Source organism: Frigoribacterium sp. Leaf44, assembly GCF_001421865.1.
Classification (GTDB): Bacteria; Actinomycetota; Actinomycetes; order Actinomycetales; family Microbacteriaceae; genus Frigoribacterium.
Genome location: NZ_LMLG01000005.1, coordinates 42,281 through 55,517, shown reverse-complemented (window position 1 = coordinate 55,517; position 13,237 = coordinate 42,281). Strand labels below are relative to the sequence as shown.

The 13,237-nt window shown below is 72.0% G+C and carries 10 protein-coding genes; 9 read left to right on the top strand and 1 reads right to left on the bottom strand.

The window, feature by feature from the left end; all coding sequences use genetic code 11:
* Positions 1–150 precede the first annotated feature (150 nt).
* The 4 genes from ASE87_RS07555 (at position 151) to ASE87_RS07540 (ending at position 4,946) form a co-directional block, all read left to right on the top strand.
* The gene (locus ASE87_RS07555; protein WP_056227594.1) at positions 151–1,866 is read left to right on the top strand and encodes an alpha-glucosidase; all 1,716 of its coding nucleotides are present in this window, start codon (positions 151–153) and stop codon (positions 1,864–1,866) included.
* A gap of 352 nt (positions 1,867–2,218) precedes the next feature.
* Positions 2,219–2,965, top strand: coding sequence for a hypothetical protein (locus ASE87_RS07550; RefSeq protein WP_157489741.1), 747 nt, complete (start codon positions 2,219–2,221; stop codon positions 2,963–2,965).
* A 41-nt stretch (positions 2,966–3,006) separates the two neighbouring features.
* Positions 3,007–4,083 carry a hypothetical protein gene (locus tag ASE87_RS16055; RefSeq protein ID WP_157489739.1) on the top strand — a complete coding sequence of 359 codons (1,077 nt, stop codon included), beginning with the start codon at positions 3,007–3,009 and terminating at the stop codon, positions 4,081–4,083.
* Positions 4,084–4,259: 176 nt separating this feature from the next.
* Entirely contained in the window at positions 4,260–4,946 is a 687-nt protein-coding gene (locus ASE87_RS07540) for a hypothetical protein (protein WP_157489737.1), read from the top strand.
* On the opposite strand, the gene ASE87_RS07535 is transcribed toward ASE87_RS07540, so the two are convergent.
* On the bottom strand, positions 4,918–5,886 hold the full coding sequence (locus ASE87_RS07535) for a siderophore-interacting protein (RefSeq protein WP_056227270.1): 969 nt from the start codon (positions 5,884–5,886) through the stop codon (positions 4,918–4,920). The genes ASE87_RS07540 and ASE87_RS07535 overlap by 29 nt on opposite strands.
* A gap of 158 nt (positions 5,887–6,044) precedes the next feature.
* Between ASE87_RS07535 and ASE87_RS07530 the strand changes: the two genes are divergently transcribed.
* The 5 genes from ASE87_RS07530 to ASE87_RS07510 all read left to right on the top strand — a co-directional run bounded on the left by ASE87_RS07530 (position 6,045) and on the right by ASE87_RS07510 (position 13,228).
* A complete protein-coding gene (locus ASE87_RS07530; protein ID WP_056227268.1) occupies positions 6,045–7,607 on the top strand; it encodes a pyridoxal-dependent decarboxylase in 1,563 nt (520 codons plus the stop codon).
* A complete protein-coding gene (locus tag ASE87_RS07525; protein ID WP_082452471.1) occupies positions 7,604–9,169 on the top strand; it encodes a lysine N(6)-hydroxylase/L-ornithine N(5)-oxygenase family protein in 1,566 nt (521 codons plus the stop codon). The genes ASE87_RS07530 and ASE87_RS07525 overlap by 4 nt, the downstream gene beginning before the upstream one ends.
* Positions 9,166–11,661 carry a GNAT family N-acetyltransferase gene (locus tag ASE87_RS07520; protein WP_235472238.1) on the top strand — a complete coding sequence of 832 codons (2,496 nt, stop codon included), beginning with the start codon at positions 9,166–9,168 and terminating at the stop codon, positions 11,659–11,661. The genes ASE87_RS07525 and ASE87_RS07520 overlap by 4 nt, the downstream gene beginning before the upstream one ends.
* Positions 11,662–12,039: 378 nt before the next feature.
* Positions 12,040–12,540: a MarR family winged helix-turn-helix transcriptional regulator gene (locus ASE87_RS07515; RefSeq protein ID WP_052505197.1), complete on the top strand. Its 501-nt coding sequence runs from the start codon at positions 12,040–12,042 to the stop codon at positions 12,538–12,540.
* Between the two features lie 181 nt (positions 12,541–12,721).
* Positions 12,722–13,228 carry a DinB family protein gene (locus ASE87_RS07510; protein WP_056227261.1) on the top strand — a complete coding sequence of 169 codons (507 nt, stop codon included), beginning with the start codon at positions 12,722–12,724 and terminating at the stop codon, positions 13,226–13,228.
* The last annotated feature ends 9 nt before the right edge of the window (positions 13,229–13,237 follow it).

Sequence of the window (13,237 nt, the reverse complement as noted above, 5' to 3'; positions counted from 1 at the left end):
GAACTCGCCGAGACCCCCACGCGCGCCCGGGGGTCTCGGCAAGTTCCTGGGGTCTCGGCGTCACGGCGCGGCCGTGGTCGGCCGTGACAGGCTGGACGGGTGAGCGACTCGACGACGAACGACACCGGCCCCACGACCACCGGAGGCGCGGTGCGCGACGCCACGCCCGTCACCACCCCGCCCGCCTGGTGGACGACCGCGACGGTCTACCAGATCTACCCGCGCAGCTTCGCCGACTCGAACGGCGACGGGGTCGGCGACCTCGGCGGCATCCGGCAGCGGCTCGGTCACCTGCACGACCTCGGGGTCGACGTGATCTGGCTGTCGCCGATCTACCGCTCGCCCCAGGCCGACAACGGGTACGACATCAGCGACTACGACGACGTCGACCCGCTCTTCGGCACGCTCGCCGAGTTCGACGCCCTGACGGACGAGGTGCACGCGCTCGGCATGAAGCTGGTCATGGACCTCGTCGTCAACCACACGAGCGACGAGCACCCGTGGTTCGTCGAGGCCCGGTCGTCGCGCGACGCCCCGAAGCGCGACTGGTACCTCTGGCGCGACCCGCTGCCGACGGTCGAGGGGGCGGACGCCGCGGGCACACCCGGCGCCGGCAGCCACCCGACCGCGTGGCGCAGCGCGTTCAGCGGCCCGGCCTGGACGCTCGACGAGGCCACCGGTCAGTACTACCTGCACATGTTCGCGTCGAAGCAGCCCGACCTCAACTGGGAGAACCCCGACCTGCGCCGCGCCGTCTTCGACATGATGAACCGCTGGCTCGACCGGGGCGTCGACGGGTTCCGCATGGACGTGATCAACCACATCGCGAAGGAGCCCTCGTCGCTGGCGCCCGGAGCCTCGCACTTCGTCATGGGCGGGCAGATCCACGACCACCTGCGCGAGATGCACCGCGAGGTCTTCGCGCACCGCACCGATCGCGAGCTGATCACGGTGGGCGAGATGCCGGGTGTGACGGTCGACGACGCGAAGCTGTTCACGGCCGCCGACCGGCACGAGCTCGACATGGTGTTCCAGTTCGAGCACGTCGGCCTCGACCACGGGCCGGCCTCGAAGTTCGACAACCTCCCGTTCGACCTCGTGGCGCTGAAGCGCTCGCTGTCACGCTGGCAGGAGGGTCTCGCCGACCAGGGCTGGAACAGCCTCTACCTCGGCAACCACGATCAGCCGCGGTCGGTGTCGCGCTTCGGCGACGACGGCCGGTACCGGTTCGAGTCGGCGACGTTGCTCGCCACGGTGCTGCACCTGCACCGGGGCACGCCGTACGTCTACCAGGGCGACGAGATCGGCATGACGAACGCCGGGTTCACCTCGATCGAGCAGTACCGCGACATCGAGTCGATCAACTGGTTCGACGAGTCGGTCGCGGCGGGGGCCGACCCCGAGCACCTGCTCGAGGCGTTGCACTTCCGCAGTCGCGACAACGCGCGCACCCCGGTGCCGTGGTCAGGAGGCGCGGCGGCGGGCTTCGGCACCGGCACCCCGTGGATCGAGCTGGTCGCGAACCACGACACCGTGAACGTCGAGGCCGACCGTGCGGCCGGGGAGCGCTCGGTGTTCGAGCACTACCGCCGTCTCATCGCGTTGCGGCACGAGTCGCCGGTCGTGGCGCTCGGGTCGTTCGAGCTGCTCGCCCCGGACGACGAGCGGCTGTACGCGTTCACCCGCACGCTCGGTGACGAGCAGCTGCTCGTCCTGGCGAACTGGTCGGGCGAGGCGTACGAGCTCGACCCCGCCCTGCACCCGGCGCTGCGGCGTCGCTCGGTGCCGCAGGTCGTGATCGGCAACGTGCCCGGCGGGGCCGGGCTGACGCTCGCCCCCTGGGAGGTGCGCGTCCTGCGGTCCTGACCCGCGCCTCCCCGCCCCCTCGCCCCGTCGCCCCCTCGCCCCCGCCCCTCACGTGTGCAAATCGCGACAGCGGAGGCGCGGCGCGCCGCTCAGGTCCGAAGATGAGCGGCGCGCCGCGCTCCCCTCGTCGGGTTCGGCACGCCGCACGGGGCGGGGACGGTCGGGTTCGGCACGCCGCACGGGGCACGGGCGGTCGGGTTCGGCACGCCGCACGGGGCCCGGGCCCCCGACGCGAGCACGCGTCGCACCGTCGGATGAACGTCGCGCCGCCCCTGTGCGCGGTGCGACGTCCATCCGACGGTGCGACTCGCGCCCCGGACCTCGCGCCGTGGACCCCGGTAGCGTCGGCGGGGTGAGCGATCCCGACGACGCGCCCGCGCCTCCTGAGGACCCGACCGAGCGCGACCCGACCGCCCTGGCCCGAGCGAGCGCCCCCGCACCGACCGACCCGAGCGACCCCGACCCCGACCCCGACGCGACCGACCCGGCACCCGCCGGGCTCCCGCACGGCTGGGTGCGCGTCGGCGAGCGCCGCTGGTGGTCGACGTGGGTCGGGGCGACGACCGCGTTCGCCTTCTTCGCGGCGATCCAGGCAGTCCAGTTCGTCTTCCGCATCGCCGAGATCAGCTTCCGGTGGGATCTCGCCCTGTTGGTGGCCGTCGGGGTGACGGTCGGGATCTTCGCGCTGATCACGGTGATCCGGAACGCCCGGGCCCCGCAGCCCTGGATCGACCTCGACTCCGGGCAGCTGCGCGCCGGCACCCGCCGCCCCGTCCCCCTGGCCCGGGTCGACCGTGCCGTCCTGACGACGGCCCCGGTCGGCAACGGCGGCCGCGTGCTCGTGCTCCGCCTGACCGCCAAGGAGGCGCGGGTCGACTTCATCCTGCGCGACCGGAAGGACGCGACCCTCGACCCGACCTCGACCGCCGTGTTGGCGGAGGCGCTGCGCCGCACCTCCGTCGCCATGCCGACCTCGATCCACGACCCGACCGGCCGGTTCGCGCGCTACAACTTCCCCGGCCACGTCGACCGCGACGACGCCGTCGCCCTCGTCGAGCACCCGCCCGCGGCCGGCGACCCGCTGCCCGCGGCCTGGTAGTAATTTAGCCGAATTGAATTATTCACTGTTACAGTGAAATTGTGCCCACGACTGAATTGCAAGCATTCGACGTCGTCGCACGGGTGACCCGAGGCAGTTCGCTCTCGGTGTCGTTCCGAGGTGGCGCCAGACCCCAGATCGTGGTTCCCACCTCTCCACGCCCCCGAGACCTGCGTCTTCTCTGGGCTGGCCAGGGTTACCCACGAGACGTTGCCCGGGCCCTCGCCTCCGACGCCGGAGACTCGACGGCCTTCCCGGTCGTGGTCGCTCGACGCTTCTCCCCGGGATCCATCTCGATGCTTGAAGAACGAGGACTCAGCTGGGTCAGCGAGGACGGCAACGCCCGCATCGACATCGACGGGAGCCACCTGAGCTTTGGACGCATGGACATCCGAGCCACGGGTGATCTTGCCCTGGAAACGAGCCGGGGCGCCAAGGTCACGAAGTGGAGTGACGGCAAGAGCTCGATCGCCGAGACGTTGCTGGCCGCTCATTCTCGAGATCACGTCGATCGAGACGAACACCTCGTCCCCCGAGGTTCGCAGCTGGCCGAGTCGACGGGCCTGTCAGCCGCGATGGTATCCAAGACCCTGAGCTGGTTCGACGAAGAAGGGTGGACCCGCCCAGACGGGCCTCGACGAGGCCGCACATCGACGAGATCGTGGACCAACCCTGGCGGACTCCTCAGTTCATGGGCGTCCTGGATAGCCGCATCTCCGGAGAACCCTCGACGTTTCCACGGCCTGGGCCGTGATGCTGCCCCTCTTGCGCATCCTCTGTCGTCCGCACTCGGAGATCGAGTCGCGATCTCCGGCCGCGTGGCGGCAGAGCTCGAGGCCGGCCGGTCTACATCGACTCCGCAGCTGCGTCTCTACGCCGATGCCCACCTGTCCACGAGCCGACTTGAGGACACCCTGCGGGGCCTGGGACTTGAGGAGGTCGACGAGGGCGGGCGGCTCGTCGTCCTCCGTGCTCCGTCAAGCACACTGAGAACGAGCCGAATGATCAGCGACATCCGAGTCGCATCACCGGCGCGCATTTATGCCGACACGCTACGCGAGGGGCTTCGAAGCGACGAGACCGCCCAGTTCTACCGCGACGCGCGAATCGGATTCTGATCATGGCATCGGACATGCAGCGATCTCGGTCATCGACATCGAAGGCAGAACGAGCACTGGCCACCCTCGTCGCGGCCTGCCGGGACAAGGCGTCGGACCTCATCCTGATCGGAGGCCTCGTTCCCCCACGCCTCGTGCCCTCGGTCGTCCCACACCAAGGGACGACGGACGTCGACATGCTCCTTCGACTGGAACTCGGCATCGACCGTGACGACGACGACTTCGCTTGGCTCGAGAACGCTCTCGTCGAAAGCGGCTTCGCCGCAACGACGCAGGACGGGTGGCGTTGGCGCAAGATGGTCGACGGCCAGCCGGTCGACATCGAGTTCTTGTGCGACGTACCCGACAACCGAGGACGTGTCGTGCACCTCCCCGGCGCAGAAGCACTAGGCGCCATGAACGTGATGGGTCCGGCTGCGGCCTTCGTCGATGCGACCCCGACCATCCTCGGCGACGCCGACGGCACGTCCATCTCCGTCAACACGATGGGCCTCGGCAGCTACGTCGCGGCGAAGGCCTCGGCCATCGTCGGTCGTGGGTTGGACAAAGACCACTACGACTTCGCCTTCGTCATCGTGAACGCGGAGCAGCACTTCCCCGGGGAAGTGGGCCGAGCCGTCGCCGACGTCGTCCGGAGGGCAACCTTCTACGACCACGACATCACGCGCGACATCGCGACGGCGGTGAAGACGTTCTCACCCGGGTCTCGCTTCCCTGCGGCGGAGAACTACGCCAGAGCCTCCCGAGAAGCCGGCGCCGAAGAAGACCTCGTCGATCTGACGAACGACGCACGGTTGGCCGTCGCCCGATTCGGTCGAGATTTCGACCGGGCCCTCAGCGCTTCCAGTACCCCGAGAACGTGATGCGGTTCTTCGGCAGGCCCGCCGCGTGCAGGTGCCGCCGCCCGCCGGTCGCCAGCGCGGACTCGCCCACGACGTAGGCGTAGGCCCGCGGATCGGCCGCCGACCGCGAGAGCAGTGCGGCGAGCGCCCCCTCCCCCGGCGCGACGCCCCCGGCGCCACCGGCGCCCCGATCGTCTGCGTCGTCGTCGCCGCCGAGCGCCCGAGTGCCGGATCCCAGGACGCCGAGGGCCCGGGCGTCGAGCTCGTCCCGCACCACCCACGTCACCTCGACGCCGTCGGGCGCGTCGAGCGGACGCACGTCGGCCCGGGTCGGCACTTCCTGGATCACCGATCCCACGGAGGCGCGGTGCAGCGATCGCACGATGCCTTCGGTCCCCGGCAGCCCGGTCTCGTCGGCGACCAGGTGGATCTCGGTCGCGTCGTCGGGGGCGTTGAACAGCACGCCCTGGTCGAGCAGGCCGAGGGCGTCGCCGGGGCGGGCGGCGCAGGCCCAGGTCGCCGCGCCTCCTTCGAGTTCGCCGGACTCGCCGCGGTGCAGCACGAAGTCGATGTCGAGCTCGGCACGCGACGCGCCGGCCGCACCAGCACTCGCACCCGCACCGGCACCCGCACCGGCACCCGCTTCCGTCCCGGCCGAACCCGCCGGCCGGAACTCGCGCACCGTGTAGTTCGCGCAGTGCGGCCGCTCGGCCTCGGGGATCGCCAGGTACTGCGCGTACCAGAGCGACGTGGTCGCCCGCGGCAGCCGCAACGAGTCGCTGCCGGGCACCGGCAGGAACAGCCGGAACCACTGGTCGAAGCCCATGTCGCCGAACTCGTGAAGGTCGTCACCGACGACGGTGACGCGCTGGAAGCTCGGCGAGACGCGCTCCGAACGCAGCACCTCGAGCCGGTGCACTCGGGGGTCGGCGGGCTTGACGGGCGGGCGGCGGGTCGACATAAGGTAAGGCTAACCTAACGAACCGCGGGCCGCATCCGACGTCGACGACCACGCCCCCGACGGGCACGTCGGCGTCCAACCGCCCGCACGATCCGCACGACCAGCACGACGCGCGACACCGCGCCCTGCCCCACCGCTCCACGATCCGAAGGAGACCCGTGTCCGAACGCCACGCGTCCGCACTGCTGACCACCGCGACCGCCGACGAGTACGAACGCCTCACCGGCGCCGCCGTCACGCGCATCGCCGACCGCTTCCGCACGACGCGCCAACCCTTCTCGGGTGAGAGCCGCGCGCACCTGCAGCACCTCGTCGACTCCGTCGACCTCGATGCACCGGGCACCGGCACGGACGACGCCCTGCGCGAGGTCGACGAGCTCTTCACGGCGAACGCGGTCTGGTTCCACGACCCCGCCTACCAGTCGCACCTCAACTGCCCGGTCGCCCTGCCGGCGGTCGCCGCCGAGGCCGTGCTGGCCGCGGTCAACCCGTCGGTGGACACCTACGACCAGTCGGCCGTCGGCACCCTGATCGAGCGTCGCCTCGTCGACTGGACGGCCGAGCGCATCGGCTTCGACCCGGCCACCCGCGACGGCGTCTTCACCTCGGGCGGCACCCAGTCGAACCTGCACGCCCTGCTGCTCGCCCGCGAGCACGCCACGGCCCGTGCCCGCGCCGACGCCCGGGACGAGGAGGCGCGGCTGCGGAACACGGCCGCCCCCGGTCACCGCCCCGTCCCGCGCGCCACGGCGCTGCACGACCTGCTCGGCCGCATGGTCGTGGTCGCCACCGCCGAGAGCCACTTCAGCGTGCAGAAGTCGGCCCGCCTGCTCGGGCTCGGCGAGGACGCCGTCGTGACCGTCCCCACCGACGACGCCGGTCGGATGCTGCCCGCGGCACTCGCCGTCACCCTGGACGCCCTCGTGCAGGCCGGACACCTGCCGGTCGCCGTGGTGGCGACCGCCGGCACGACCGACCGCGGCTGCCTCGACCCGCTCGCCGCGATCGCCGAGGTCTGCGACCGCACCGGCGTCTGGCTGCACGTCGACGCAGCCTACGGCGGTGGCCTGCTCGTCTCGCCGACGCGGCGGCACCTGCTCGACGGCATCGAGCACGCCCGGTCGGTCACGGTCGACTTCCACAAGACGTTCTTCCAGCCGGTGTCGTCGAGTGCGTTGATCGTGCGCGACGGGCACGACCTCGACCCGGTCGCCTGGCACGCGGACTACCTCAACCCGCTCTCCGACCCCGAACCGAACCAGGTCTCGAAGTCACTGCAGACCACCCGCCGGTTCGACGCGCTCAAGCTCTGGGCGACGCTGCGCGCCCTCGGCCCCGACGGCGTGGGCGAGCTGGTCGACCGGGTGGTCGACCTCGCGGCCGAGGCACACGACCTGCTGCGGGGCGACGACGAGTTCGTCCTCCTCGCCGAGACGCAGCTCAGCACGGCGCTGTTCCGCTGGCAGCCGTCGGACGTCGACGACGCCACCGCCGACCGACTCGTCCCGCTCGTCCGACGCGTGCTCTTCGAGTCCGGCAGGGCGATCGTCGCGAAGACCGTGGTCGACGGGCGTCCCTGCCTCAAGCTGACGCTGCTCAACCCCGACGCGGGTCTCGACGACGTGAGGGGCGTGCTCGAGCTGGTCCGCGCCTCCTCGTGGGCCCTGCTCGAGAGCGACGCCCCCGCCCTCGTCGCCGCCGGGACGGAGGCCGCCCGATGACCGCCGCCGCCACCACCGCACCCCGCGACGCCGCGCACCTCCACGACCTCGTCGGCATCGGCCTCGGCCCGTTCAACCTCGGCCTGGCCGCCCTGACCGATCCGCTCGACGACGTCGACGCGGTGTTCCTCGACGAGAACGACGGCTTCGCCTGGCACCCCGGCATGATGATCGAGGGCGCGACGATCCAGGTGCCGTTCCTGGCCGACCTCGTGACGATGGCCGACCCGACCTCGTGCTTCGGCTTCCTGAACTGGCTCAAGACGACCGGGCGGCTCTACCCGTTCTACATCCGCGAGGAGTTCTCCCCGCTCCGCGCCGAGTACGACGCCTACTGCCGCTGGGTCGCCGAGCAGCTCGACACCCTGCGGTGGGGTCGACGCGTCACGAGCGTCGACGAGCGGCCCGACGGGACGTACGTCGTGACCTCGCGACGCGCTGCCGACCAGGCCGTCGAGACCTGGCACACCCGTCACGTCGTTCTGGGGGTGGGCACCGAGCCGCGCCTCCCCGAGGCGTTGGAGCACCTCGCCGGCCGGGGCGACGCCACCGGTCCGGTCGTGCACAGCGCCGACTACCTGAGGGCCCGCGACCGCCTGCGCGCCGCCGACTCGGTGACGATCGTCGGCAGCGGGCAGTCGGCCGCCGAGATCTACCGCGACCTGCTCGACACGACCCGCGTCGGCGACCGACCGGGGCACCGGCTCGACTGGGTCACCCGCTCGCCGCGGTTCTTCCCGATGGAGTACACCAAGCTCACGCTCGAGCTCACCAGCCCCGAGTACACCGACCACTTCCACTCGCTGCCGCGCGAGACCCGCGACCGCCTCGGCCGCGAGCAGCGCAGCCTCTACAAGGGCATCAGCGGCGACCTCGTCGACGACGTGTACGACACGCTCTACCGGCTGAGCGTCGACGGGCCGGTCGACTCGACCCTGCTGACCGAGACCGAGCTGGTCGACGCCCGGTGGGTCGACGCCGACGAGCAGCTCGAGCTGACGGTGCGGCACGCGCAGCTCGGGACCACGACCACGCGCCGCACGGACGCGCTCGTCGTCGCGACGGGCTACGCCGCCCGGGTGCCGTCGTTCCTCGACGCGCTCGGCGACCGGGTCGACCGTGACGACCTGGGTCGCCTGTCCGTGGCGCGCGACTACTCGATCGACGGGGGCCGAGGGCGACTGTTCGTCCAGAACGCCGAGGAGCACACCCACGGCCTCACCGCCCCCGACCTCGGCTTCGGCGCCTGGCGCAACTCGAGCATCATCGCGTCGATCACCGGCCGCGAGCCCTACCCCCTCGAGCGCCGCATCGCCTTCCAGACCTTCGGCACCCCTGCCCCTGCCCCCGTGCCCGCTCCCGCCCCCGCCCCCGCCCCCGGCCCCGGCTGTGCAATTCGCGACAAGTCCGACGCGCAGAGCCGTTCCGGAGCAGAAGTGAGCGGCGCGTCCCCCCGCGACGGTCGGGATTTGCACGCCCCGGACCTGGACGGCGGTCGGGTTCGGCCCGGCGGCCGCCCGACCGAACCGACACCGACCGAGGAGGCGCGGGTCACCCGATGAGCACCACGCACGACACCGAGGCGCTCGCGCCCGCAGCAGTGCCGGCAGCGGCACCCGCAGCACCCGCAGCACTACCCGCGACACCCGCAGCACCCGCAGCACCCGCAGCACCCGCGACACCCGCAGCACCCGCAGCACCCGCAGCACCGTCCCGCACCGACGACCGGGCGACGGGCGTGGCGTTCTCGCGCCGCGCCTCCTGCGGTCTCGTCACGATCGAGCCGTTCGCGGCCGACCCCTCCGCCGTCTGCCTGCGCCGCTGGCTGGCGCACCCGGCATCGGCCGCGTGGCAGATGGCGGGCCTGAGCACCGACGAGGTGCGCGCGTACCTGGCCGAGATCGACGCCGACCCGCACCAGCAGGCCTGGCTCGGGCGGGTCGACGGCGAGCCGACGTTCTTCGTCGAGACCTACGACCCGGCCCGGGTGTTGCTCACCGAGGTGCACGACGCCGAGCCGGGGGACGTCGGCATGCACCTGCTCGTCGCCCCGCCGCGCGGGCAACGGGTGCACGGTCTGACCAGCGCGGTCATGGCGAGCGTCGTCGACTTCGTCTTCGAGATCGAGCAGGCCCGGCGGATCGTCGTCGAGCCCGACGTGGCCAACGACCGCATCGCGGCGAAGAACGACGAGGTGGGGTTCCGAGCACTCGGCGACGTCGAGCTGCCCGACAAGACGGCGCGGCTCTCGGTGCTGACGCGACACGACCGGGCCGCGGCGCACCTCGCCCCCGGCCCGATGGAGTGGGCTCATCGACACCTGGTGAGCAAGGCGCTGAGCGAGTTCGCGCACGAACGGCTGATCGCCCCGGTGGCCGACGACGCCGCGACCGCCCCCGCAGCGGACGACGACGCCGCGGACGGCCCTTGGCGGGTCGCGCTCGACCACGACGGCCACCGGATCGACTACCGGTTCACGGCCCGCCGACAGGCCCTCGAGCACTGGGCGATCGACGAGGCGACGGTCACCCGCACGGTCGACGGCCGCCCCGAGCCCCTCGACGCCCTCGCGTTGATCGTCGAGCTGGACGACCTGCTCGGCATCCCCGAGTCGCTGCTCGCCACGTACCTCGAGGAGGTCTCGTCGACCCTGGCGAGCGCCGCCTACAAGCGTCACCGGGGCGGTCCGACCGCCGAGCAGTTGACCACCGCGGACTTCCAGACCGTCGAGGCCGCGATGACGGAGGGGCATCCGGGCTTCGTCGCGAACGCCGGGCGCATCGGTCTCGGACTCGACGAGTTCCACGCGTTCGCCCCCGAGGCCGCGGCGCCCGTACGACTGGTCTGGCTCGCCGCCCGGCGCTCGGCGACCCACCTGGCGCTCGGTGCGGGACTCGACGAGCGGTCGCTGTGGCAGACCGAACTGGGCCCCGAGGCCGTCGCCCGGTTCGACGCGACCCTCGCCGCGAAGGGCCTCGACCCGGCCGGGTTCCACTACCTGCCGGTCCACCCGTGGCAGTGGCAGCACCGCGTCGCGATCTCGTTCGCCCCCGACGTCGCCCGGCGCGACCTCGTGCTGCTCGGCGAGGGGGACGACACGTACCAGGCGCAGCAGTCGATCCGCACCTTCGCGAACCGCAGCCGTCCCGACCGGCACTACGTCAAGACGGCGCTGGCGATCCAGAACATGGGCTTCGTCCGCGGTCTCTCGCCGGCCTACATGAAGCCGACGCCCGCGATCAACGACTGGGTGCACGACCTCGTGCACACCGACGCGACCCTGCAGGAGGCGCGGTTCCGGGTCCTGAGGGAGCGCGCCTCCGTCGGCTACACCGGTGACGCCTACCACCGGACGACGACGTCGTCGCCGCACCGGAAGATGATCGCCGCGCTCTGGCGCGAGAGTCCGGTACCGCTGGTCGGCTCGGGTGGGCGGCTCGCCACGATGGCGGCGCTGCTGCACCGCGACGGTGCCGGCGACGCACTCGCCTCGGCCCTCGTGAAGGCCTCGGGGCTCTCGGCGGAGGACTGGCTGCGGTCGTACCTGCACGCCTACCTCCGACCGGTGGTGCACTGCCTGCGGGCGCACGACCTGGCGTTCATGCCGCACGGCGAGAACGTCATCCTCGTGCTCGAGGGGTGCGTGCCGACGGCCGCGTTCATGAAGGACATCGGCGAGGAGATCGTCGTCGTCGCCCCGCGCGAGGTCCCCGAGGCGGTGCGGCGGACCGTGCACCCGGTCGACGACCGCGAGAAGGCGTTGGCGGTGTTCACGGACGTCTTCGACGGGGTGTTCCGACACCTGGCCGCGATCCTCGACGGCGACGGCGTGCTGCCCTCGGCCCGGTTCTGGGCACTCGTGGCCGAGTGCGTCGAGCGGCACGCCGACGAGCACCCCGACCTGTCGGGGTCGGTCGACCTGCGGGCGGCGCGCTTCGACCACTCCTGCCTCAACCGGCTGCAGCTGCGCGACACGCGCCAGATGGTCGACCTCGCGGCGCAGTCGTCGTCGCTGATCTTCGCCGGGACGCTGGCGAACCCGATCGCGAGGTAGGGGGCGGTGCCCCGGGGCGGGGGCGGTCGGGCCGCCTCCGCCCCTAGGAGGTGGCGGTCGATTCACGGTCGACCACCACCCCGATCCGCGCAGGCCACGGGCCGTGCGGGCCACCGCCGATCACAGGGGGAGAACCATCGGCGGCGGGTCGAGGTGCTCGAGCGACGATACCGCCGTCGAGTTGCTTGGTCTTGAAGATACTCGCCTGGCAAGGGGAAGGCAACGAACGAACGCTGGGCATTCGCTGCACATGGGCGGGTGATTCGAAGCTCGAACAACTCACTCGGCGAGGTATCGTGGCCTGCGTGGCGTCCGTCGCCGCGCCTCCTCGTCTTCGCTCCGTCCTCGCCTCGCCGTCCCGCCAGCAGAGAGCCCGCCATGTCCGACGTCTCACCCCAGCCGCCCGCCGGCTCCCCTCCGCCCCTCGACGACGAGGGCCAGCTCGACGTGACCCTCGTGCTCACGGCGTACGCGTCGCTGCAGCGACAGGGCGAGCGCGTGCAGAAGGTCGTCGCCGACCACTTCGGCATGGGCACCACCGACCTCCGCTGCCTGACCTTCATCGCCACCGACCACGACACGACCCCGAAGCGCGCCGCCGAGTTCCTCGAGCTGTCGACCGGGGCGACGACCAGCCTGGTCGACCGACTCGAGAGCGGCGGGTACATCTCGCGCCAGCCGCACCCCTCCGACCGGCGGAGCGTGCTGCTCGAACTGGCCCCGGCCGGACGCGAGGCGATCGACCAGATCCACGACTTCTACCGCCGGGCGTTCCGCGACGCGGTCGACCCGAACCACCTCGACTTCCTCGCGGCGGCGATGCGGGCGATCGGCGACTCGCTGACACGCGCGGCGGCCGGCGACGACGCCGTCGCCTGAGCGACCACCGCCGCCGCGACCGCCACCGCCACCGCCACCACGCCGCCACCACCGGGTCGAACCACCGATGTGGCATCGAACCACGCACTCCGGTGGTTCGACGCCGCTTCGGTGGTTCGATGTCGTCCGGCTGGTCGACGCGACCCGCACGGGCGCGCGCGAGCGGTCGTAGGGTGGGCCGATGACCCCCTCGGACGTCCTCGTCGAAGCCTTCTCGCGCCTCCCCGCCATCGCCGTGCGGGCGGTCGCCGACCTCTCGGTCGACGACCTCGCCTGGCGTCCGGACGACGAGGCGAACACGATCGCCTGGCTCGTCTGGCACACCGCCCGCGGGCAGGACGTCCAGATCGCCGACCTCGCCGCGTCCGACCAGGTCTGGACGGCCGACGGTTGGGCCGAGTCGTTCGCGCTGCCGTTCTTGCCGGCCGAGATGGGCTACGGCATGTCCCCGGCCGACGTGGCCGCGGTGCGGGTCGACGCCGAGCTGCTGATCGGCTACCTCGAGGCCGTCACCCTGCGGACGCGCGGTTACCTCGACGACCTCGACGGCGCCTCGTACGACGACGTGGTCGACGAGGCCTGGGACCCTCCGGTCACGGCCGGCGCCCGTCTCGTCAGCATCCTGAACGACTGCGTGCAGCACCTCGGCCAGGCCTCCTACGTGCGCGGCCTGCTCGACCGCCGCTAGCCGCCCGCC

Coding starts and splice junctions, on each gene's coding strand:
- ASE87_RS07510 (WP_056227261.1), top strand. CDS start 12,722: ATGACCCCCTCGGACGTCCTCGTCGAAGCCTTCTCGCGCCTCCCCGCC.
- ASE87_RS07525 (WP_082452471.1), top strand. CDS start 7,604: ATGACCGCCGCCGCCACCACCGCACCCCGCGACGCCGCGCACCTCCAC.
- ASE87_RS07535 (WP_056227270.1), bottom strand. CDS start 5,886: ATGTCGACCCGCCGCCCGCCCGTCAAGCCCGCCGACCCCCGAGTGCAC.
- ASE87_RS07540 (WP_157489737.1), top strand. CDS start 4,260: ATGCTCCTTCGACTGGAACTCGGCATCGACCGTGACGACGACGACTTC.
- ASE87_RS07520 (WP_235472238.1), top strand. CDS start 9,166: ATGAGCACCACGCACGACACCGAGGCGCTCGCGCCCGCAGCAGTGCCG.
- ASE87_RS07515 (WP_052505197.1), top strand. CDS start 12,040: ATGTCCGACGTCTCACCCCAGCCGCCCGCCGGCTCCCCTCCGCCCCTC.